This is a genomic window from Acetatifactor muris (assembly GCF_024623325.1).
In the GTDB taxonomy this organism is placed as follows: Bacteria; Bacillota; Clostridia; order Lachnospirales; family Lachnospiraceae; genus Acetatifactor; species Acetatifactor muris.
Genome location: NZ_JANJZD010000008.1, coordinates 43,305 through 67,005 on the forward strand (window position 1 = coordinate 43,305; position 23,701 = coordinate 67,005).

The 23,701-nt window shown below is 50.7% G+C and carries 14 protein-coding genes; all 14 read right to left on the bottom strand.

Features of this window, described 5'->3' with window-relative positions:
* Positions 1-260: 260 nt before the first annotated feature.
* The 14 genes from NSB25_RS09120 to NSB25_RS09190 all read right to left on the bottom strand — a co-directional run bounded on the left by NSB25_RS09120 (position 261) and on the right by NSB25_RS09190 (position 23,566).
* Positions 261-1,286 carry a GDSL-type esterase/lipase family protein gene (locus tag NSB25_RS09120; protein ID WP_172454897.1) on the bottom strand — a complete coding sequence of 342 codons (1,026 nt, stop codon included), beginning with the start codon at positions 1,284-1,286 and terminating at the stop codon, positions 261-263.
* 144 nt (positions 1,287-1,430) lie between these two features.
* A complete protein-coding gene (locus NSB25_RS09125; RefSeq protein ID WP_103237476.1) occupies positions 1,431-3,251 on the bottom strand; it encodes a type 2 periplasmic-binding domain-containing protein in 1,821 nt (606 codons plus the stop codon).
* 247 nt (positions 3,252-3,498) lie between these two features.
* Entirely contained in the window at positions 3,499-4,413 is a 915-nt protein-coding gene (locus tag NSB25_RS09130) for a carbohydrate ABC transporter permease (RefSeq protein ID WP_103237477.1), read from the bottom strand.
* A 12-nt stretch (positions 4,414-4,425) separates the two neighbouring features.
* Positions 4,426-5,379 carry an ABC transporter permease gene (locus tag NSB25_RS09135; RefSeq protein ID WP_103237478.1) on the bottom strand — a complete coding sequence of 318 codons (954 nt, stop codon included), beginning with the start codon at positions 5,377-5,379 and terminating at the stop codon, positions 4,426-4,428.
* Positions 5,380-5,460: 81 nt separating this feature from the next.
* Positions 5,461-7,032, bottom strand: coding sequence for a DUF5597 domain-containing protein (locus NSB25_RS29185; RefSeq protein ID WP_103237479.1), 1,572 nt, complete (start codon positions 7,030-7,032; stop codon positions 5,461-5,463).
* A gap of 150 nt (positions 7,033-7,182) precedes the next feature.
* On the bottom strand, positions 7,183-8,676 hold the full coding sequence (locus tag NSB25_RS09150; RefSeq protein WP_103237480.1) for a response regulator transcription factor: 1,494 nt from the start codon (positions 8,674-8,676) through the stop codon (positions 7,183-7,185).
* A 38-nt stretch (positions 8,677-8,714) separates the two neighbouring features.
* Positions 8,715-10,460, bottom strand: a complete 1,746-nt coding sequence (locus tag NSB25_RS09155; RefSeq protein ID WP_172454898.1) for a cache domain-containing sensor histidine kinase — start codon at positions 10,458-10,460, stop codon at positions 8,715-8,717.
* A gap of 8 nt (positions 10,461-10,468) precedes the next feature.
* A complete protein-coding gene (locus tag NSB25_RS09160; protein ID WP_172454899.1) occupies positions 10,469-11,830 on the bottom strand; it encodes an ABC transporter substrate-binding protein in 1,362 nt (453 codons plus the stop codon).
* Positions 11,814-13,154, bottom strand: coding sequence for an ABC transporter substrate-binding protein (locus NSB25_RS09165; RefSeq protein ID WP_103237483.1), 1,341 nt, complete (start codon positions 13,152-13,154; stop codon positions 11,814-11,816). Before NSB25_RS09165 ends, NSB25_RS09160 begins: the two co-directional genes overlap by 17 nt.
* 40 nt (positions 13,155-13,194) lie before the next feature.
* A complete protein-coding gene (locus tag NSB25_RS09170; protein ID WP_103237484.1) occupies positions 13,195-15,270 on the bottom strand; it encodes a beta-galactosidase in 2,076 nt (691 codons plus the stop codon).
* Between the two features lie 25 nt (positions 15,271-15,295).
* The gene (locus NSB25_RS09175; RefSeq protein ID WP_103237485.1) at positions 15,296-18,694 is read right to left on the bottom strand and encodes a glycoside hydrolase family 2 protein; all 3,399 of its coding nucleotides are present in this window, start codon (positions 18,692-18,694) and stop codon (positions 15,296-15,298) included.
* 318 nt (positions 18,695-19,012) lie between these two features.
* A complete protein-coding gene (locus NSB25_RS09180; protein WP_103237486.1) occupies positions 19,013-21,394 on the bottom strand; it encodes a transglutaminase TgpA family protein in 2,382 nt (793 codons plus the stop codon).
* A complete protein-coding gene (locus NSB25_RS09185) occupies positions 21,394-22,557 on the bottom strand; it encodes a DUF58 domain-containing protein (RefSeq protein WP_103237487.1) in 1,164 nt (387 codons plus the stop codon). Before NSB25_RS09185 ends, NSB25_RS09180 begins: the two co-directional genes overlap by 1 nt.
* A 67-nt stretch (positions 22,558-22,624) precedes the next feature.
* Positions 22,625-23,566, bottom strand: coding sequence for an AAA family ATPase (locus tag NSB25_RS09190; protein WP_103237488.1), 942 nt, complete (start codon positions 23,564-23,566; stop codon positions 22,625-22,627).
* Positions 23,567-23,701 lie beyond the last annotated feature (135 nt).

Genomic DNA, 23,701 nt, shown 5'->3' on the forward strand with positions numbered 1-23,701 from the left:
AATTATGTCAAGAGGCTTCCCATTCCCCCAATCCCGGGAATTTCCAGAATATTTCCTATAATTAAATGCGGCGCATGCCCCCGCCTGCAACAGCATCTCCACCATCCACCTGTGCTCCCCCTGTTTGGAAAACAGATCAAACACATCCGGTAACATGAAGTGCGAAGTGTTCGCGAACGGGGCCTGTTACGTGTGCCAGGATAGGAGACAGCTGCGCCCCATCCGGACAGAACGCAGGTGCCAGGATTGCCGCTCCGGCATCAGCGGCTGATACCACAGTTCTCCTTCAAACGCCCGGTCAGACGCTCAGCAATCTGATGTACGCCGTAAATGTTGGGATGCACTTCATCGGCAGATATCAGCGACATATCTCCCAGCAGCTCCAGCCCGTTGAGATAAGTGACATTGGCATACCCTGCTTTTTTCACCTCTTCCTCAATAATCTCCCTCCATCTCGCCGCCTTTCCCTCATTTTTGTAATCATCGGAACAGTAAAAAGGGGAAACGACAAACACCGGCTTCTCCGGATTTCTCCCCGCCACCTGCCTCAACGTATTGGCCGTTCTGGCATGGATTTTGTCCTCCGCCCAGTCCAGTACATTGATTCCCAGCTCCAGAACCGCCGCGTTCCATCTGTTCTTCTCCCCTTCGGCTGCTATATAATCCACCAGATCCGGTTCCATTGCGCAGGCCCCCGCCATCCCCAGATTCCGATTGTCCATCTTCAAAGCTTCCGCAGTCTGCCATACCCAGGAATGGGATGTGTCGATGGAATTGGAGCCATGGGTAATGGAGGAACCGTAGGCCAACAACGTCCGCGCCGGACACTGCTCCGGCTTCGGCGGCTCTGTCTCTCCGACCACATCATACAGGACGAAACTGCCTCTGTCGAAAACCACCCGCACCACTTCCGGGTCCCAGGTCTGCCCGAACTCTTCCGCTATCCTTTTCAGCACTTCCGGGTTCTTATTTTTGTGAATCACATACTCTCCGGGTTCCGCAAAAATGTACTTATCCACTTCGTGATCTTCCCATCCGCCCTGAATGGCTCCCCGGAACACATGGAACACAGATGTGGAAGGCGCCAGTGCCGCCATGCGGATTCTGACTTCATCGCTCTTCATGACAAAGCGAAGCTCCACACCTGTGGAATTCCCCGCCATGAATTTCCCACCCTCTTTTTCCATGCCTTCCCGGATTTTCCCCGGAATCCGGGTCCAGGTCACGCCCCCGTCCATTTCCACCAGTTCCGCTGCATTGTGAATTTCCAAATTTTTCCAGATCATAACACTTCTCCCTTTCATCTGCCGCTCACGGCCTTTTTTCTGATTATATCGCTGCTTCGAAGCCGGCGCAAGAGCGGCATCGCAAAAGGGCTGCAGCGGCAGCCCTTTTGTCAACTACTTACCTATTGTCATCATCCTTCCGGATTATTTCGCCTTCAGGGAATCTCTCACTCCCTTCGCCTTCTCCAGTTCGTCCATTCTCCACTGAATCACTTCCCCGGCGTTCAGATCGATGCAGTCCTGAATCATCTGGTCCCAGATTTTCTCGAATTCCGCATCATCCTTCGCGTACACCATGTTCCAGCTGGCGGCTACCACAGTCTCTTTGATGGCATCGATTGTCAACTGCATCACATCGTCAGGCTGCGGGCAGAAATTGATCACATCATCCAGGTCACTGAACGGATGATAAGCCGCCTTATCCACTACCTGATCATAGAATCTGTCATATCCAAAAGTCTCTCTCCACTGTACATAGCTGTCGCTGTTGTTATTTACTTCTTTGACTTCCGTCCATTCTCCCAGTCCTCTGTGCTCTCTGGCACCATCCGGCCCCATGTAGGAATTGGAGTAAGCGCTGGAAGTAAGACGGTCACTATCCATCCACAATACAGGTTTCTCTCCGTTGAAATCATATTCCTTGCCGTTTATAGTCACATCCAGTCCGTATTCGGTGGGCTTTACCAGACCGTCCTCTCCATACTCCCAGAGAATACCTTCCGGGCCGCATACAATCTCATAGAAAGTATCCGCATCTGCCAACATATCCACTGCCCGCAGAGTTGCGTCCAAATCCTGGCAATCAGCACTCACCACCAGATAATTGTTGGTTCCATAGGTATTCACCCATTTCTCCGGAAACAGCTGTTGCCCTTCCACATACACAGGAAGATATCCTGCCCAGCCTGCGCAGGTACCGCTGGGAATCATACAGGCAAGACTCTTCTCCACTTTTGCCTTCTGGGTCTCTCTGTCATTGTTGATACTGTCGGGATCCATGACTCCTTCTCTCATACACTGATTGTACCATTTCAGACCTTTATAATACAGACTGTCCTTTCCTGTCTCCAGCAGACTGCTGTATTTGCCGTTTACCATATCACTCTCAATCAGATAGGGAAGATTATCACTCTCATAGCCAAACCATTTGTTCCACAGCTGCATGTTGCCCCAGTAGGTGGCATCGCTTCCTGAATTCAGCATGGTTCCCCAGGTCTTTGTTCCATCTTCCGCTGTAGGTGTGGTTTCCATCATTTTCTTCATCACAGGAATCAGATCATCCACTGATTTAATCTCCGGACACCCCGCTGCATAATAGGCATCCCAGTTCACCTTTACCGCATTCCTTCCGGTATCTGCCCAGATACCATTGTCCTTCGGCAGCTCAAACACTCCCACCTGAGCAGGAATGCCGTACAGTTCTCCGGTGTCCGCGCTTCTGAATTCCTTCACATAATTCAATGCCGTCATCAGCGGTTCGTCTGCCACCACATGAGGCAGCTTCTCCTCTGTAAGATATTCTCCCAGATTCAGAATCTTTCCTGATTCAATCAAAGTAGCCATATTGTCATAATTCACATACATGATATCAGGCAGATCACCACTGGCCAGAATGCCGTTGGATTTCTCCTCTGAGTAAGCCCAGACCTCCACCTGAATCCCCCTCCTGGCCAGAATATCAGCCTTATAGCCGGTCACCAGTCCACTGGAGGTCGCCGCATTGGAGGGGTATATAGTCACCAATCCCAGTTCTCCGTAATCACCGCCTGCCTGTTCGCTGCTTCCTTCCCCGCCTTCCTTCGTGCTGCTTCCCGCACTTTCCCCGCCGTTGGCACTCTGTGTGTTCTCCACACTTCCGCTTCCGTCCACAGGTGTGCCGCTATCACCACAGCCGGCCATACTCATAATCATTGCCGACATCATGCCGAAAGCCAGTAATTTCTTTGTCACTTCTCTTTTTTTCATCTTTCTCTCCCTTTCTTTTTTTCGTTAAAATATTGATATATTGTATCTACCTGAACAATTCGTGATAGATCCGTATACTGTGTGAACAGTTATGCCGTTTTCACTTCGAATTACACAGGGCGATAATTAATGCAGGAATCGCCTGCCTGAACACGCACTGCATCCGAGTGAAAAGGATACATATTAATCGAATACTCTGTACTTACTGCCCCCTTGACGACAACCCATTCGCCCTTTCAGGGTGCACCTAACCTTTCACCGCTCCGATCATCACGCCCTTCACGTAATATCTCTGAATAAAGGGATATACCAGAATGATGGGAATAATCACGATTGCCGTCAGGGTCAGACGTATACTGGTTGGTTGAATGTTACTTGCCGTATTCATGGATTCCGCAGCGCTGTTGATCTGGGTGGCCGCGTTTCTCACCTGGTTTTGGAATTCATAGAGCAGGAACTGCAATGTATACAGCTTTGGCTTCGTAATGTAAAGCTGCGTGGTGAAGAAATCGTTCCAATGTCCCACTGCGCTGAACAGCCCCACAGTGGCCAGAATAGGTTTCTGCAACGGCAGTATAATTCTGATGAATCGGATGAGATACCCCGCCCCGTCCAGCACAGCCGATTCCTCCAGCTCCTCGGGTACGGCCTCCATGGAAGTCTTGATCAGAATCATGTTGTAGACTCCCACCATGCCTGGCAGAACGTAAATCCAGAAGGAGTTGATCAGCCCCAGCATCTTGTTATTCAAATAGACCGGAATCATTCCCGCCGAGAAGTACATGGTGGCCACCACAGCCCGATACCAGAACTTCCTGGCCCACATCTCCTCTTTCGTAAAAAAATAGGCCAGATAAGAGGTACAGATCAGAGTGATTCCCGTGCCTAGAAATGTTCTTCCCAATGTCACCATAGCTGCATTTCCCAGATTCTGGACTTTCAGCACCTCTCTGTAATTCTGCAGCGTCAGTCCCCGGGGGAACAGCACAATCTGTCCTACCTCCACCAGGGAAGGATTGCTGATGGTACAGATAAAGAGATAGTAAAAGGGAAAGATGCAGATCAGGGCAAACAGGGTAAACACAACACCGCATATCCCATTGTAGAGTATGTCGCTTTTAGACATTTTCTTTTTCTTCCAGGGTTTTCGCTTTTCCGCCATTCTCTCACCTCCCTAAAATACACTGGTTCCGCGGATCTTCTTCGACGCGGTATTGGCCATGCCGAACAGTACCAGCGCCACCACAGACTTCATAATTCCTACCGCTACGGAGAATGATATCTGTCCGCTTCCGATACCCAGTTTATAGACATACAGATCCAGCACTTCAATATATTCCTTATTTAATGCATTTCCAAATGCAAGGAACTGATCCACGCCCGTATTCAGGAAGTTTCCGATGCTCATAATCAGCAATACGAAATATGTGGGAATCAGCATGGGTATGGAAATATACCGGATGCGCTGCGTCCTGCTGGCCCCGTCCACCATGGCTGCCTCATACATCTCCTGATCAATCCCCGCGATGGATGCAAAATACACAATGGCGCTCCATCCCAGACTCTTCCACTGCTGCAGCAGGACCATCCGAATCCACACATGATTGCTGGAAGTCATCAGATTGGTAGGTTCGCTGATCCATCCCAGATCCATCAGCACCGTATTCACCAGTCCTCCCGTGGAGAAGAAGCTGTTCACCAGGGAATAAATGATAACCCAGCCCACAAAGTTGGGCAGCGTGGTCACAGACTGCACAAACTTCCGAAATCTCCTGCCCTGCATCTCACTTAAGAATACAGCCACCAGCAGCGGCAGCGGTGTAAAAAGATATCCTAAAATATGGATTCCAAATGTGTTACGCAGCACTCGGAACAGGTTCCTGCGCATTACCACATTGCCAAACAGAGCGGTAAAATTATCCCACCCCACATAGACACAGTCCAGCAGGTTTTTCCCCGGCTTATACTGGAAAAAAGCAAAGGACCATCCCCACAAAGGCAGATAATGAAAAACAAATACTACTACAATCATGGGCAGCGCCAGCAGGAATACTTTCTTTCCATTTTTGTTACTGGCCTTTCCTATGGTTTTGACCGCGGCTCTGCCGCGTAATTTTTCTTTCTTCATTCACACGCTCCATATCTGTCTTCCGAACGGCGGCTTTCCTGCAAAACCTACCGTCCGTAATTTCTCTATTCATACGGCTCCTCACCACTTCACATCCCTACAGGCAGCCGGATTCAACTTTACACGGACCACCGTACCCGGATAGACAAACACACCGTAATCATTCTCATCGCCTCTGCGGACGAAATCACAGTTCCAGTTCCCTGCCTCATCAAAATGTCCTTCTTCCACAGTCAGCGCCGTCAGTTCCGTGGCCGCCCGGGAACTGTATATCCGCTTCGGATAAGTGTCATCAGGAGCGGCTTTCAACAGGAAATGTGCGCTGAATCCCGCTCCTGCCAGATAGAATTCATCCGGCGCCGTCTCACAGATCAGTCCCCGTCCTCTCTCTTCAAACACAGTGGGATATTCCTGAAGCACTGCATCCGTCCGTAGACTGGTCCACAGCGAAGATCCCTTTCTGCTGTAATTGCCGAACTCACAGGTCACGTGATACTGTGTTCTCTCCACATGCACCATCTTCTGGAATTCCTCCTGAGACACGGCAAACAGGTAATCCGTACCGCCATATTTCAGCAACAGAGGTGCCATGGATTCCAGAATCCTCATAGTCGCCGCCACTTTTCGGGCCTCTCCGGTCAGCTCGCCCTCCGGCCCCAGAGTCCGTTCCGCCCCGAAGCCACAGATACCGATGGCCCCGTAATCCCCTGCCGCGTGAATCAGATTCACTGCAAAAGCATCTCCTCCTGTTCCCGTCTCCGGAATAAAGAGTGGATTGTCCACCCTCCCGTAAAGCCTGCAGGCTCTTCGATAAGCGCTCAAAGGCTGACAGTACAGATCCGGTGCAAACAATGCAATACTGGGCGCCGCCTTTTTCCAGATATCCAGCACTCTGGCCACCGGCGAACCGGAGGAATAACTCTGTCCGGGAATCTCCTGGCGAACCTCTCCCTGCATAGTGTTCATGTATAGAGGCAGCTCCGGGTAAATGACTTTTCCCGCCGAGGCAATCCGCTCCACAGCCAATCCGAAGTACCAGGAAGAGAAGGCTTCATGGGCATATCTGCCAAATCTGTCATACCAGGAACTCCCCTGACCGGGCGCTCCGGATCCGTCCAGTTTTACATCAAAAAGGCATTCTGGCACACCTTTGTCAAAGTCTTCCTGTGCCGCCTGGGAATAGCATCTGTCTATTGGATAGAAACCGATTTCATTCTCCACCTGGAGAGCAATCACCGTCCTCTCCCCCTCATCAAATTCCTTCAAAAAGGTAATCAGTTTCACAAAAGCCCGGCGATCTGCTTCTATGGTTTCCCTGCAGTGCGGAGACATCATGGGCACCACCGTCCCATCCCTGTCCCTGGCCAGCCGGAACCGCTCCGGATTCGATTTCGCCCATTCCGGAAGGTATGTACTGTCCGCATTCTTGCTGAATCCGAACCAAAGCAGCACCAGATACAGACCGCTTTCCCGCACCTTTTCGATTAGATTTCTCACCTCGCTCATATCAAATCTGCCTTCTTCCGGTTGGATCTGATACCAGTATACCGGTACTTCCAGCGTATTTCCGTGATATTTTTTCACCGCTGCAATGCTCTTTTTAATCAACTCCATACAGCCGAAACTGGAGTTGTGAGACTGGAGCCCCAGCACATAGACAGGCTTCCCATTTTGTCCTTAAAAATCGTTCTCATCTCTTTTTCCTCTTTCAGATGTTATTTAGAGACATAAAAATTCTGTTTTCATGATAGCCAAAAATGCCATCTGAAAACAGAAATTTTTTTAGGACCTATGGGTAGAATTTCAAGGCTGTTGCTCTCCCTCTCTGTATTGTCTGGGAGACATTCCGGTATATTTTTTGAAAACTTTTGAGAAATAATTGGATTCCGCATAACCGGTGCGCATGGCAATCTCTGTGACGGAAAGTCTGTCTCCTTTCAGCAACTGTTTTGCCTTTTCCATACGCACAGCCTCAATATAAGCTGACATGTTCATTCCCGCTTTTTCCTTGAACATAGCCGACAGATAACTGGCATTTAGAAAAAAATGGGCTGCAATCTCCACGGCGTTCAGATTATCCGCATAGTGGTTCCGAATATATTCCCTGATCCTGTCCACTACATCCATGTCCTTTTCTCCCACAAACCGGTTCAGAACAGTCTCTATCACCTCTTTCAGCCTTTCCTTCAGCTCATCTTCCGTCCTGTACCTGAGCAGATAGTCCTTCTCCCTGAGCCTGTGGAACAGAATCTTAAGCTCTGTCTCATCCATCTGATTCCCCACCGCCCGGCGTAGCAGTACCAGAAGCTCTGTAATCGCTCCCTCTATCACCGCCACGGAATTCCTCCTGTCCACAATCAGATCCGGCAGAAGCAGCAGTTCTCCCGCCATGAATTCATGGGCCCTTTTCATCTGATACTGATAAATGTCGTTCATGGAATCCCTGATTTTCTGCTGATTCCCCTGAACTGCCGTCAGCCCTTTTCCCACGCCTCCTGTCAGATACCGCCCTGTCAGAATCTTTTTCTCCGGATAAAACAGTTTCCGTTTCAATATCCTCACAGAACTGTCCGCAGCCCCGGCCAGTTCCGCGACATCCACAATCTCCGACCAGGCTGCGGCCCCTTCCCTGTTCTCCAGAAGGCTCCAGACCGCTTCCAACGCGCTTTGAATCCATGGCTTCTCCAGCGCATCTCCATTCAGCAGGAACACATGACATTCCCCGCAGGAATATTCGTGCAGATAGTAACTTTCCACCTCCCCATACTGCCTCAATGTCTCCTCCAGACAATTCCCGATAATTTTCTCCACGCCGTCGCTTTCTTCCACATAAAATGCCGCTGCCGACGCCAGACGTTTCTTCCCTGCAAACTGTCCTTCTTCCAGAGACATTTTATGCTTCAAATGTCTGGCTATTTTTGTTTCATCCAGCTCATGAACCAAGCGGTTCAGCACCTTATTTACATCCTCCACCTTCACAGGCTTTAAAATATAATCCTCCACCCCCAGCCGCAGTGCCTGCCTGGCATATTCGAAGTCGCTGTACGCGCTGGTAATCACATAGCGGACCTCCGGAAAACGCTTTTTCGCCTCCTCGATAAAGGCAAGTCCATCCATCAGAGGCATCCTGATATCCGCCAGCACAATCTGGGGATGCAGCTTCTCCAGCAGTTCCAAAGCCTCCACTCCGTTTGCGGCCTCCCCGGCCACCTGCACGCCCAGCTGCTCCCAGTTTACGCGGTTTATAATGCTTTTCCGAATATATTTTTCATCGTCAACCACCAATATTCTGTACATATGACCTCCTTTCAAATTCCCTCTGTCTCATCCGGATATCAAACAGACAGCTCCGGTACATCTGTCTGTCCGGTTCCGGCAAGGAGAAAAGGAATTTTGAGGGAAAAACAAGTCCCCTTTCCCAACTTGCTGAATATCTCAATGGAATATTTCTCTCCGTAATACATGCGCAGACGCAGATGCACATTGAGAATCCCCAGACTCTTATACTGATCGATATACTCCAACGGTCTCTCCGTAGTCTCCTCCAGTCGGACCCTCATTTCCTCCAGGTGTTCCGGTTTGATTCCAGTTCCGTTATCATAAATCAAAATGGATATGGTATCCTCCTCCCTCTTCACCCGCACTCTCAGCATACCATCCTTCCAGACTCCTGACAGTCCGTGAGAAATGGCATTTTCCACCAGCGGCTGCAGGGTAAATTTCACTATGACGCAGTCCATACATTCCTGGTCAATATCGTAGAAAACTTCAAATCGATCTTCAAAACGTACCTTTAATACCTTCACATAGTTCTGAATCTGCTCCACTTCCTCCCGGAGTGTAGTGGTATTTTCAAATCGGGTATTGTATCGCAACATACTGCTCATACATTCGCTGACCTCGATGACTTCCCGGTCCATCCCCTCACTGGCCAGCCCCATGATAGTCTCCATGATATTATGCATGAAATGCGGGTTGATCTGCTGCTGCAGTGCCTTGATTTCCGCTTCCTTAAGCAGTGCCTGTTTTGCCTCCACTGTCCGTATCAGCTCATTGAGCTTCAATAACATCTCGTTAAATTCCAGAATCAGCAGACTGATTTCATCCTGTGTATCCGCCTCCACCACCGCCAGCAGATTCCCCTCTTTTACCTCTTCCATCCCCTTCACAAGCCTTTTATAATTGACAGTAATAATATTAAAAAACTTGCCTGAGACAAGAAGGGTAATCAGCACAATAGAAGCCAGCACGATCAGGAGCGTCCGGATCAGCATATACTGATTCCGAAACAGTTCTTCTTTCGACATGGCCATGCACAGGCGCCACCCGGTGCTTTGAGAAATGCCACAGGACATAATATATTCTTTTGTCTCATAGACGCCTCTCTCCTCTTTTGCCATCATTTCCGTTTCCGGCTGAATCACCAGTTTGTCATAGAACAATACTTTTCCCTGTTCATCCAGAATGGTGGTGCCTGCCACCTGGGAATAATTGTGCAGAAAGCTTTTCTTCAGCATTTCCAGGTCCACATCAATCTTCAGATATCCTACTGCATCGTCACTGTAGACATCATTAATTCTGTATGCAACTGACACCATAAACTCTTCGTTTTGTGCCCCCCCAGAGAGCAAAATTTTCTCTTTTCCGGTCCAGAGCAACTCCTGATACCATTTCTTGTATCTGTAGTCCTCTATATCTCCGGCCTGCATCAGCGAATATACACTGCCATACTTTCCCGCTTTATAAAAGGAAAGCTGCATATCCGGATGAGAGTTGTAGTACAGGCTCTCCACACCATTCAGCCAGTTCAGATCGGCGGCCTTGACTGTGTCATTCTTCAGAAAACGGATAATTTCTCTGTTGTAAATAAGCGAATATGCAACATTGTCTATATTTTCAAAGCGCTGTTCGATCATGGTCAGATTGGATTTCATCAGATCCAGTCCCATTTCCATGGACTGTCTCTTCATGTTCCTTCGAGTAATTACGTACTGGAAGAGAAACATGAGGCAGTTCGAGACAAGAATCACCAGAATCAGATATCTGATAAACTTATGTGTAAGTGATCGTTTTCCCTTCATCCCCATCCTTATTCCTTTGCCTTCATCGTTTTCAGCGCATGTTCAATATTGTCAAAGCATTGGTCCAGGCTCTGTTCCTGAAGCAGATAGGACATGATCTCTTCCTGGACCACCTCCATGGCTTCGCTGTATCCCAAGCTGGCCGGTACACAGGAAAGCTCTCCCTCCATGAAAAAAAATTCCCTGTGTTCCGGGTACTTTTCGGAATTCAGGAATGTTTCCCGGATCTCCTCTGAATCCCAGGCGGGAATATAGTCGCGCTCCGCCAGAATTGCCGCGCCCTCCGGCCCGCAGACAAACCGGATAAAGTCGCCTGCCGCATCCGGATGTACTGTGGATTTTACCATGGATATCACCGCCGCATCCGAAATATTGTGCAGAGGTTCCTCCTCCCACCTGGGCATAGGCGCAATATCGTACTCGAAATCCAGATTCTTCTCTTCTATCTTCTCATTCAGCCAGGATACGGACCAGTCTCCGGTAAAACACATTCCCACGCTTCCCCCCAGAAACACCTCATTGTTGGTCCGTCCCTGCTGTTCTGTCCACTCTGTATAAGGAAGCTGTGCTTTCCGCTCATAAGTCATATCATAGCACCATTTTGCTGCTTCCCGGAACATGGCCAGGTCCTGGTCTGCCAGAGGATTGTTGGCTCCCCTGGTCCTGGCCGGAACCCGCCACCAACTGCTGGTAGGCTCGAACCCCATGGCTCCATATATCCTGTTCACACCTACTCTCTCTGTCAGCAGCATCGCTGTCTGTGCGTACTCCTCCCAGGTCCAGTCTCCCTCCGGATAGGGTATTTCCCTTTCTTCAAAAATCTTCTTATTGTAAAATACCGCCCACCTGCTCATCCGGTAGGGACACATATATTCCTTATACTCCTGCTTATCTCCCTGATACCAGTCCGTAAAGCCTGCTTCCAGCTCTCCGATGTAGGACTCCAGATTTTGCAGCAACCCTTTATTTACCCATATAGCTGCCTCGGCGATATGAGGAAAGAAGACACAATCCCCTTCTTTTACACCTCTGCTGATCGCCATCATCTGCTGAGAATACTCCGAGGCCGGAATCACATGCAGCTGGATCTCCATTCCAGGCCTTGTCCGCAGATAGGCTTCCGACAGTAACTGCAGATTTTTCTCCTCATCCTCCCAAGCATATACCTCCAGGACAGTCTTCTCCTCTTTCGCCGGTTTTTCCTCCCGAATCTGATACATTTCTCCTGATTCAGCCACCCCGCATCCGCTCAGCATTACTGCCGTCAACAACAAAACGATTCCCCGCCTTTTTCCCTTTCCCCAGATCACACACATCCCTCCCTGCCTGCTTTCCTTCCCCGGTATCCACTCCTTACTTCTTTGTACCATACAGCCGCTCCAACAGAGCATAGGCTTCCTCCGGTGCCAGCAGTCCATACATAATTTTCTGTTCCAGATCCTCCATAATTCCCCCCGTGGTTCCACCGTCAATTACCGTGGTATCCACCTTCATCAGAGGACTGCCGAGAGAGCTATGCCCTTCCGCCAACGTGACAAGCTCCGCCATAGCCTTCTGCTCCTGATTGAAATCATCCATCAGCACCTCTCTTACCTTTCTGGACGCTGGCATTCCTCTCTCCGCATTGAGAATTTTATTCGCATCCACATCATTGATCAGGAAATTAATCAGCCTGGCCGAAGCTTCTTTCTGTCCGGATATGGCAGACATACACAAATGAATCCCCGGCCGGATATCCGTTCCCTTCTCCGTGCCGGGTCCCGGCAGAAGTATCAGCTTCATCTCCTGCCCCCTATCCTCCATCAGCTGTTCATATTGATTGGAATACAGAAAATACACGGCATTTTTTTCCTGTTTCCATACTGTGTCAGCAGAAGTCTTCCGATTCATGCTTTCCACATAGGGCACTGTCAGTCCTTCTTCCTCCCATTTCATTCTCATCCGATAAAACTCCACATAGGTTTCCCGGGAAAATCCTATGGCAAGTTGATCCGGCGCTTGATACATTCTTTCCCCTTTCTGCCTGCAGAAATACTCAAAGAGGAATTCTCTTCCAAAAAGGTCTCCGCCGCAGAGTTCATATCCTGCCTCTTTCAGCGTCAGCAAATCCCGCTCCAGATCCTCCCATGACGCATAGTATACCTCCGGAATCTCCAGACCGGCTTTTTCATACAGCTCCGGCACAACGGCCATGCACTTTACGTTGCACCCCATGGAAAGTCCGTACAGCTTCCCATCCATCCTGCCGCTGTCCAGCAGATTTTCCGAAATCTCCGACACATCGATCAGTCCCTCTTCCACATAACTGTCCAGCGGTTCTACCAGTCCTACCTTCATATAACTGTTGTTGGTGGCAGAACCCACATACCCCTGCCATACATCTGGCATATAGCCCACCCTGGCGGAGATTTCCAGATTCTCGTAATAGCTGTCAAAAGGAAAGTATGCCATTTGTACCTGAATATGAGGGTTCCGCTCCATGAACAACTCGACCGCCTGCTTCGTTCTCTCCGCACGATCCTCATTCCCCCACCAGGCAAAGCGGATGATCACAGACGGCACATTCTCTTCCTGTATTATGCTGCCCTCTCCTCTGTTCTCTTCCGCTTTTCCGCAGCCTGCCACCGTCAGGAGAAGCAAGAGCAGGAGATATACCATTATTTGAACGTTTCTGCTTTTTGACTTGAAAATCATGATTTTTCCTCTGTCTTAGAATAACGGTTTCACATTTTTCCTATCCTATCATGGGAATCATCTCCGGCATCCGGTCGAAAGCTTCTTTTTCTCCGTTTTTCACGTCATACAGCACTTCCGCCGTCTCCCGCACCGCCCAGGTCAGCTCTTTGTAAGGCTGCATACAGATATCCACCATGCCGATCTGATAGTTTTCCCCATCGAACCGCCCCAGCACAAATTCATCCACGAACTCAAACCAGTGTGCGCCCACTCCCAGCGGATGGGCCGCACAACCTTCCACAAATTCCCGCCACAGTACCCCTCTCTCATTCTGGTTTGCCACGCCCTTAATTCCCGTGGCTGTCAGGCCCCTGTCCAGGGCTCCCGCGTGATACTCTCCGATGATCACCGGCCTGTCCACCCCTGATGCCTGTACGAAATTCAGATCTGTCAGCGGCTCCAGAGCATAACAGTTAAAGGAAAATACATCCATGTACTCCCATCCTGCCAGCATGTCCGGATGGTTCATCTTCGACCAGCGCATCCCCAGAATTAAATGATTGGGATCCACTTTTTTACAGGCCTGAGAAGGAATCCGACAATACTCCCGCACCAGGAAAATGGAATATTCCCGCAGGTCCTTTGCTGATTTCGGATAAGTCTGAATACAGTTTTCCACAGGCTTTCTCAGCTCTTCAAAGCTTTCGAAAGCGCATCCCCATGCCTGATTCAGCCTCTCCACATTTTTGTAGCGCTCCCGCAAAAAAGCAATCAGTCCCCTTCTGCAATAAGTGTCCACCGGATTGTGCAGCACTTCGTTTCCCAGAGAAACGCCCGCCACAAAGTGGAACTGAGGCTCATTGCGTAGAAAATATCCGATCATCCAGGGATCGTCCTTCCATTCCTTCAGGATCTCCGCGCACTTTACGCTGCTCTCCTCATACTCCGGCGACAGCACATCCGGAAAGTCCCGAAAGATATTGACGGCAGTGGAGGGGAATTCCGGAAGCTGCCTTGTGTAAGGCAGTCTGCTTTTCCCGTCATTCACATTCAGCCCCGGCCCATTGCCCTGGGAATTGATACCATTAGACATAAGGATATGATAGGCCAGCGCCTCCCCCTTCTCCTTCCAGTCTTCCCCGTAAACCCGATACAGATTCGCCCCCAGATAGTCAAACTGCTCCACCGGTGTGCCGAACCAGGGATGTCGTTCCTGACGGTAAAATTGCTTTAACTCCGATGTCTCCTCCGGGGATTGTTCCAGCAGAGACTTCACTCCGGTGATGTCTCCCATACACCGAATCCCGGTACAGCAGATTCCCATGGAGAAGTAATCACAGCCATCCGGGTCCGTCAGATGCCACCTGCCATCCGGGGTCTTACAAGTAGCAAAAAAGCCTGTTCTCTCCTGTAGCTTTCTGCCGGCATCACCACCCCAGTGGTTCCAAAAGGCAACCGGGTAGGCTGCCTCTCCCTGGTTCTCATGCATGACCAGGGCCAGCTGCGCTTCGTCCCGTATCTTGCCGGGCCAGTCCTTCTCCGTATATTGTCCGAACCTGTCCACCAGCTTCCGCTCCGGCGGCAGGGGGAAATCCACAGGCTCCTCCTCTGTCAGCACAAAATCCTCCAGAAGAATCCGGACATCATGGAATACCGGCTTCACCCCCAGCTCCACTCTACCCACATCTGTCAGCCCAGTGCGCGTGCCGTAAATCACCTTCTTCAGCGCCCCCGGCGTCTTTGCAAAAGCGCCTCTGTTCAAATCCAGCCACTGAAAATCAAAATACACCTTCGTCCGGAATCGGGGCAGCAGGGTAAAACGGATATGCACCTTCTCTTCTCCCTCCTGCCCCAGGAACCGCAGAGTCAGAGGCAGAGAATGCTCCTCCAGAATGGTGATGTACCCTGTAAGATACCTTCTTCCGGCATTTTGTATGCCTTCCAGCGTAATTCCGCCTCCGCTTTTTTCCAGGCAGACTTTCATACTATGCTCTGTAACCTGAATCACTTCCGCCTCCCGGGGCTGTGATTTTGTAAAATCAATCTCCATGATTTTCCTCTCTTCTGATCTTCCTTCTGTGCCTTTTGCCAGTCTCTTTCCCTTCACGGCCTTTTCCCTGCCGCCTCTCGCCACGATTTTCCTCTTTAAACGGCTTTCGTTACGATTCCCCCAGCTTTACATACACCTTTCCCTCATATCCCGTCTCCACCCGCACAGGAGGCTTGCAATAGTCCGCCCAGGAAATTTCCGGATAATTGAAATCCCGATTAACTATGAACCGTGTATCCCCCTCTTCTTTTCCGTCCAGCACCAGGAACGCATCCACGTTGACATAGCAGTTATGGGATTCCTCCGCCGGCTCCCCGGTCACCTCCAGCCGGATGGTATGCTGTCCCAGGGGCAGGTTTCGGATGGAATACGCCAGATATTTCCAGCCCTTGCTGTAACCCCTGGGGTTCTTGCCCATCTGGACACAGCCCAGATCCAACCCTTGCTCCCGCAGTTCCCCGTCTATATAGATATCCACTCTTCCGCAGATTCTGTCCAGGCTGGAATACCAGGCAATTCCCGTTCCCTGGAAAGTATACTCGCACCAGTCTCCCTTGTCCTTCGACCAGGTTTCTGTCCCGCCAAAGCTATGATACCGGTTCTCTCTCCGTATCCAGTTTCCATGGTATCTCACCTCAGGATCTCTGTCTGACACCAGATGCTTTTTCTCCGGCAGAAGCTCCATCCTCACAGAAAGCGTTCCGTCGGACAGCAGCGTAAAGGCAGCTTTGTCATTTTTCAGGGAAGCTTCCGTCACATAGGATTTCATAGAGGCAAAATCTCTGGTGCCCCGCCTTCCCATATCAAATCGGCCGAACTGTACCGAGTCTGCCTCCTGGTCCTTCCACTCCTGTCCAGGCACAGGCTTCTGTCCTATGGGCGCCTCTCCTTCCGGAGCATGCTTTTTGGCTGTGCCCTCCAGCCTGCCGATGTGCCAGTCAGGATAGACATCCCAGAGTCCCTGCCGCTTCCAGGTCAGGGTGTCCAGGCCTTCCGCCAGCGTAAAGGAAATCCCCGCCTCATCATATCCGCCGGCATGAGAGATAATGCTACCCGTTACAGCAATCCTGCGGGGTGATGGATAGGGCATCCGGGTAATATTCCAGCCCGCTTCCATCAGCCCTTCCCCGTCTATTCTGAGCACAAAGCAAACTTCCACACCGCCGTATGCTCCCTGCAGAAGGATTCTTACGCAGTCATCCGCCTCCTGCACTTCCATGGCATTCAAAGTCCATGGCTCCAGGTCCAGCCCCACCAGATGGAGACAGGGACCTCCTGTCAGCACAAGCTCTTCCTTATAATAACCCGCTTCCACCAACCCTGTCTCCTCCGAGAAAATAAGCCGGAAATCCTGCCCCTTCACGATTATCTTTTCTTTTTTTCGGCCTGCTTTCATATCAGATGCCGAAGCAGCTTCCATCCACGCTTTATCCACAGGCGCCACATCAGATGTCATCTCCGTCAGGTCGATGCGCTCTATCACAGGGGCCTTTCCGGAAAATGCAGGAAAACTCGTCTCACAGGGACAGCTCAGACAACATTCTTCCACCGTAAATCCAAAGGGGTCCGTAAACTTCAGCTCCAGCTTTTCCTCCGGCCCCCTTAGGACGGGAATCTTCAAAATTTCTTCCTCTCCCGGTCCCACTTTCGGTCCCATCAGTTTTCCGCTTCTCTTCCCGCATCTCCACTCCACTGTCACCTCTTCCAGATTCGTGTGGTTAAAGCGATTGTACAGATGTACTTCATTTTCCTTTTCCCCGAAGGTCAGCTCCTTTCGTACCACAATGGGGGAATAGCCCTTGCGGATATGCCAGTATTCTGGCTTCTTCCTCCTCCAGCCATCAATGATTCCCCAGCTTCTCCCCTGAAGTATCCCGTCCTGCACAGTCACATCATCGATCCCGGCCCATACGGCACAGCCCAGCGCTCCTTTCGTCTCCCAGATCCTCTCCCAGAACCGGCTGATGGTTTCCCCCCAGAAGTCACGGATTCCCTGGTCCCGTGCCAGCGCTTTGGAATCATAGCAGGGAATGTGAGTGGATTCGTCATGAATCACCGGCATTTCAGGACCGTCATAAAAGCTGCGCCGGAAACATTCCGTCCTGTCTGCCAGATGGGAATCCCAGGAAGCGTAATGTACGCTCCACAGATCCGTGGTTTCCTCGTCGTCCTTCTGGGTCATGGGATAACTGAATACCGTCAGCCGCCCCGGATCCTCCTGTCTGGCCCAGGCAAGGCACTGCCCGTGGTTCTCTCCCCAGTAGCTCTCGTTGGCCAGAGACCAGATAATCACACAGGGATGGGATTTGTCTCTCTCCACCATCTCCGAAAACTGTCCCAGATAATGCTCTCTGTAAGCCGGGTCGTCCTGGGTCAGTTTCGTCCCATATCCCAGAAAGGCCACCGCAATTTCGTCTTCCACATAGATGCCGTACCGGTCGCACAGGTCCAGAAAATCCGGCCGTGGCGGGTAATGACTGGTACGGATAAAGTTGATATTAGCCTCCTTGAACAGCCGCACATCCTCTTCCGCCAGCTCTCCTGTAATGCTTCTGCCGGTAAGGGGATCAATATCATGGTGGTTGATGCCTCTGAGCTTCAACTCATCCCCGTTTAAAAACACCTGATTTCCTCTTTTTTCTATCTGTCGGAAGCCGAATTGCCTGCTGACGCGCTCCGTCTCTCTTCCCTGTACCCTGAGCACGGCTGTCAGCGTATACAGCCAGGGATGTTCGCTGTCCCATTTCTTCGGACTTTTTACCGGAAAAATACTCTTTATATCCGCACCTTCCTCTGTCTCCCGTTCCTCCACGTTCAAAAGTACCTCACCGAGGCATTTCACCTCTCTATCCGGAGTGGTAAGCAAATATTCCACACTGGCCTCTTCCGTCCTGCTATTTTTTCCTTCCGCACAGACTTCCACTGCCAGTTCTGCGTTCTCATACTGACCGTCAAAGGCGGTACTCACCTGTAGTCTTGACAGACATACCTGGGGCAGGGCATAGAGCAGCACATCCCGAATGATTCCGCCCTGATGAAAGGAACACACCTCCTTGGGCCTGTCTGTCACCCCCAGCACCAGCCTGTGCTTTCCTCCCGCCTTCACCCTTTCGGTAATCTCACAGTCCCAGCTCACGAAGCCGCCGTAATGGCTTCTGACGAACACGCCGTCCACAAAGACTCTGGCCAGACAATTCACGCCGTCAAAGCGCAGGAATATCCTTTTTCCTTCCCACTGCGGCGGAATTTCCAGTATTTTTTCATAAGCATATTCCTGCTCTCCCACGTTAACCTGAGCGGGAACCCGGATAACCTGCCAGTCGTTCCCACTTTTGCCATCCCCAGCTTTCCGGCACACAGTTTCCTCCCTCCAGAATTCTGCTCCCGGATTTCGGTTGATTTTCCAGTCCTCTCCGTTCAGGCTGATCATCGGCCTGCACAACCCCTCCGCTACCTCCGGCAACGGATGAAGTACCGGTCTCTCCCATACTACCTTACTGTCCTGCATCTGTGTTCTCCTTTCCCATTCCCTACCCCTGCGACGACGGCAGTTCCTTCCCTTTCGTCACATATATCTGTTCAAATCGAAGATTCAGTCAGCCACTTGGCGCCATGTATACGAAATTAATTATACTATATCCCTGCCGAAGCAACAGAAATATTCTTGGATTTGCCACGTAATATTTTTGGATTATTATACCCATGCATTCAGTCTTACAGTTTTCTCCGACAGGTCTACTCTTTATATCTCTACATCCCGCCTGTCTTTTATCCTTTTCATAAAAATGAGCCGCCCTGCAGACTCTGCTGCAAAGCGGCCCTTCCTCTATCGATATCTCATCAGAACCATACGCATTCTATAGTAATAATACGCCAGCCTTCTCTCCCGTTTCAGCAGCTCCACCAGAATCTGCCGCTTCTTAACTGCTTCCCAGATCATATCCTCCGTCACAGGTCTTGCGCCATACACCACATCCTCATAGTCTTCGATAAACCGAAGCACCTCCCTCATATCCCGATCCACCGTCAAATCCCGACGCCCGGTCCCCCGTTCTCTCATCTCCTGCAGTGTCTCCCACTGTCCTCTCTCCAGCCCCAGCGCAGACAGAATCCGCAGATTCCGGCGGATTTCCTCCCGGAATTTCCCATCCGGACTCATCCGCCCGTAACGATATCTGCCCAGAGCATTTTCCAGCAGAACCGACAGGACACACAGGAGTACAATCACCGGCAGCGCCACCCGCAGCATGCGCTGCAGATACCCCGTTTCTCCCGTATCTTCCACATCTGTCACATCTTCCATCTCAGGCATTTCCGGCATTTCTTCCATGGCCGGCGCCCCGAATTCCGGCATCTCAATATACGGCTGGTTTCCAGCTTCCGCAGCATCCTCATCCGGCTGATTCAGCCCCCAGGAAGTATAACGCAGACCCCCGTATCCCGGCGTAGGCTCAAAGGGAATCCATCCCACTCCCGCTATGTAGACTTCCGGCCAGGCATGTGCCATATCCGAATATACATTGATCTCCCCCGTCCCCTGCGCAGGAACACAGTATCCCTGTACAAACCGTGCCGGAATTCCGTGAGCCCTGGCCAGCAATACAAAAGCAGTGGCAAAATAGGTACAGTACCCCTGACGACTTTCCAGCAGAAAATAATCCAGAAACGACTCCTGGTCCTTCACACTTTCCGGTAAAAGCCCCGGCGACTTCGTGTAGATCCATCCCGACAGTTCCTTTTCGATTGCCTTCAGCTTCTCCAGCATCGTCCCGGCCTCCCCGGTAATTTCCGCCACATATGCCGATGCCTCCCGGGAAAGAACAACTTCCCCCAGATATCTTTCCGTTATCCCCTGACGATACCTGGCCACCTCCTCCGGCGAAACCGGCGGTTCCTTCTCCTCCCGCCCGATTCTCGTCCACAATTCATTCGAAATCGCCTCATCCATTTCTCCGGAGCTCATTACGGCCCTGTCTGCAGACTGTTCCTCCACAAAGTGCCAGAATTCCTCCTGGCCCAGGTTCATCCGGTAATACTGTACCCTGTATTCCGTCCCGTAACCTCCTCCCCGCTTCAAAAGCAGTGTTCCGTCATTACAGCTATAGGCGAATCTCCTGCCGCCTTCTATTCTCCATACCTTGACAGGTGCAAAGACAAATCCAGTATGAAAGTATCGGTAATTAATACTTGCATTTATCTCATACATGTAATCACCCCGATATCTGGCGTTATATTTCCGCACCGCGCACAAAGTCTCCGCAGTGTCCAGAAACACGCTGTCCTGATCGCCCTGATATCTTTGTTCCCACTGTCTGCCGTCAAAAGTGTCATAGACCTTCCCGGTCAGGTACAGATTCGCATTCTGGCCACGGTCCATCTGAACAGTCATCACTTCCCGGGACGCTTCCTGCAGATTTCCTCCCACTTCTCCATCTTCGGAAAAGCCGCTGAACGCCATGTCAAAGCCCTCTCCATTTCCCCACCGGATACTCTGCGTGAATGCACGAAAGTTCTCTCTGATCTGATGATAAACTGCCCGCACCAGCGGCCACTCGTAAGGTTTCTCAGGGGCCGGCATACACAGTGTCAGCACTGTATACAACAGGATAAAAGGCATAATCCACAGCATATGCGCCTTCCTGCCCCTGCCGCACACCTTCTCCCAGTGACGCTGCGTCCATTCCACATATGTCATCAGCAGGTACCCCAGAATAAAGACCACCGCCGGGCGTATCACTCTGTTCCTGTTAAAAAGGCAATACAGCAGCCCTGTTAAAAGCAGGCCGGAAAGGCCGATTTTCAGTGCCGGAAACCGCTCGAATAAAAGCTCTGTCAGGAAACACAATACCGCCATACCCGTCCCCAGCATCAACTCATATCCCATCTCCCATTCTGCAAATTCCACACTGTTTCCCCAAAGCCATGGAAAAAAGGACCGTAAAAAAACAAGGCTTTCCGTCCTCCCCGCGAAAGCCATTGTCGTACCCAGGCAGACTCCCACTGCCCCCAGACACAGAATCCGCCCTCTCGTCCTCATGAAAATCAGTCCGGCAGATATCCCGAAAATCAGCACCGCCGCCAGAATCCGGATTCCGGGCCTTTCGCCGCTGCGAAACTGTTCTCTGCCAATCAGTCCCATGCACATCAACAGGCCGATATTTACCACCCGATACACCTTCCCGGCATCAAATCCCAACTTTTCCTTCATCACAATACCCCTTCCAGACCGGCTTCTATGGGAATCACCACAATCTGCCTTCTCTCATTGCTCTGTCTGAGATACGCTTCCTGATTCTCGTCGGCAACTACATAAATCACCGTCACCATCCCCACTCCGTTTAACCTCTCTGCCGCTTCCATGATTCTGTCATCCAGCCTGTGCAGAATGAAAAAAACAGCCCTGCAGGACCATAGCTCTCCCCCTGACACTACCTCCTCCAGAAGAGCATGAATATCCTCCTTTTCCCCGAAACTCACCCCGGAAATCGCCTGATAAAAAGCATCAAAATCCCGGATACCTTTCACCTGCTCCCGCATCGTAACCGTCTGCCCATAATAAACCGAAAAAGGAATCTCCTTTCCGGCAAAGAAAAAGCCCAGTGCCAGCAGCGTCTCCAGCATTTTATTTTCCAGCGGCAGATACACCTTCCTGTCCGTGTCATAGCGTGTCATATCACAGAAAATGCCAATTCCCTGCCTCTCCTCTCCAATTCTGGTTCTGGTCTTCAGCTTCCCCTCTCTGGCAGTAGTCTTCCAGTGAATGCGATTCGGCGGGTCTCCCTCCACATAGTCCCGCACATTGACATCCGGCTCCATTCCGGCAAAGGTTTCTTTCTGTAGAAGTGCCTGAAAATCCTCCACGCTTTTCAGCTCAGGCAACTGCACAACCTTTGGATTCACCAGAGCCTTGATTGTACTGGGGTTGGCATAGCACACTCGAAAAAGCCGCAGAAAATCTGTCACTATCACCTCTTTTACACCCACTTCATATTCCCCGCGGTATTTGCACACAATTCTGGTCTCAAAAGGTAATCTGTCTCCTGGAAGCAGCTCATATTCCGTATCCCCCGGAAGTTCCTCCACGTTGGAAAAGTCAGAAAACAGTCTCACGCTGACACTGGTAAAGGCAAAACAGTCCTCATTCTGCAGCACGAAAAAATAGGATTCCGGCTGGCCGCACACCATGCTTCTACTTCCGATTTCCTGATAAATTTTAAAGCGAAAATAAACACAGGCGATATAGATCAGAGAGATCACGGGAATCATGGTCATTCCAAAGAAAAAGCCATAGCTGACTGCACCGCCGAAATTTGTGATGGCAGCCAGTGACAGAATCCACAGTGCCAGAAAAATCAATCTGCGTATTTTCATCGTCCTTCCCTTTCTCAGAATTCAAAGCAATATCCTGACCGATATCACCATATTGATTAAATACTTTTCACACCGGTATCTTCACTTTCAGAATCAGATTCTTTAAAATGGCGGCGGCATCAGCTTTCTGGATTCTGGCCTCGGAAGATAGTTTCAGCCTGTGCAGAAGCACCTGAGTGGCCACAGCTTTCACATCATCCGGCTTCACGAAATCTCTCCCCTGCAGAAATGCCTTTCCCTGAGAGGCCCGCAGAAGGGCAAGTACCGCTCTGGGGCTGGCCCCCAATACAAACCGGGGCTCCGTTCTTGTCAGTGTCACAATATCCTCCATATATCCCAACATGGCTTCTCTCACTGTAACTGCCCGGACTTTTTCCCTTATTTCCAGGATATCTTCCGCCCTGCACACGGTTTCCACGCTGTCTGGAGTCTGTCCCTCCAGGAACAGCGACGCCATCCGGATCTCCTGCTCTCTGTCCGGATACCCTATGGAAAAGCGCATCATAAAACGGTCCAGCTGCGCCTCCGGCAATGGATAGGTTCCTGTGAATTCCACCGGATTCTGAGTAGCAATTACCATGAATGGCCTGGGCAGCCGGTAGACCTTTCCGTCCACTGTCACCTGCCCTTCCGCCATGGCTTCCAACAGACTCGCCTGCGTTCTGGGGGAGGTCCTGTTAATCTCGTCCGCCAGCAGGATCTGATTCATCACGGCTCCGGACCGATATTCAAAATCATTGGTTTTCATATTATAGATGGATACGCCGGCCACATCCCCGGGCATGGTATCCGGCGTAAACTGAATCCTGCCGAAACGGCATTCCATACTCCTGGCCAATGTCGCTGCCAAGGTGGTCTTCCCCACGCCGGGTACATCCTCCAGAAGCACATGTCCTCCCGCAAAGAGGCAGATCAGCAGGTTCTCCACAGCCTCCGCTTTTCCGATAAACACACGGTTAATACTTTCTTCCAGCTTTTTTGCCAGATTGTATTCACTATATTCGTCCATTTTATCCGCCTCCTGTCCGCTCTTGCGACTCTATGTTTCTCAAAACACTTTATGTCAGTTTAACACAGCACTGGGGTTTTTGCAATCGGTGGGAAGCCTGCCGGGCTTTAGAGAGGCCAGGATTCCTGCAAGGAC

What these genes read in the sequence shown, in the direction of transcription:
- NSB25_RS09185 (WP_103237487.1), bottom strand. Translation starts at nt 22,557, where the DNA reads ATGAAAATACGCAGATTGATTTTTCTGGCACTGTGGATTCTGTCACTG.
- NSB25_RS09190 (WP_103237488.1), bottom strand. Translation starts at nt 23,566, where the DNA reads ATGGACGAATATAGTGAATACAATCTGGCAAAAAAGCTGGAAGAAAGT.
- NSB25_RS09135 (WP_103237478.1), bottom strand. Translation starts at nt 5,379, where the DNA reads ATGAAGAAAGAAAAATTACGCGGCAGAGCCGCGGTCAAAACCATAGGA.
- NSB25_RS09180 (WP_103237486.1), bottom strand. Translation starts at nt 21,394, where the DNA reads ATGAAGGAAAAGTTGGGATTTGATGCCGGGAAGGTGTATCGGGTGGTA.
- NSB25_RS09155 (WP_172454898.1), bottom strand. Translation starts at nt 10,460, where the DNA reads ATGAAGGGAAAACGATCACTTACACATAAGTTTATCAGATATCTGATT.
- NSB25_RS09120 (WP_172454897.1), bottom strand. Translation starts at nt 1,286, where the DNA reads ATGATCTGGAAAAATTTGGAAATTCACAATGCAGCGGAACTGGTGGAA.
- NSB25_RS09125 (WP_103237476.1), bottom strand. Translation starts at nt 3,251, where the DNA reads ATGAAAAAAAGAGAAGTGACAAAGAAATTACTGGCTTTCGGCATGATG.
- NSB25_RS09165 (WP_103237483.1), bottom strand. Translation starts at nt 13,154, where the DNA reads ATGATTTTCAAGTCAAAAAGCAGAAACGTTCAAATAATGGTATATCTC.
- NSB25_RS09175 (WP_103237485.1), bottom strand. Translation starts at nt 18,694, where the DNA reads ATGCAGGACAGTAAGGTAGTATGGGAGAGACCGGTACTTCATCCGTTG.
- NSB25_RS09150 (WP_103237480.1), bottom strand. Translation starts at nt 8,676, where the DNA reads ATGTACAGAATATTGGTGGTTGACGATGAAAAATATATTCGGAAAAGC.
- NSB25_RS09130 (WP_103237477.1), bottom strand. Translation starts at nt 4,413, where the DNA reads ATGGCGGAAAAGCGAAAACCCTGGAAGAAAAAGAAAATGTCTAAAAGC.
- NSB25_RS09160 (WP_172454899.1), bottom strand. Translation starts at nt 11,830, where the DNA reads ATGGTACAAAGAAGTAAGGAGTGGATACCGGGGAAGGAAAGCAGGCAG.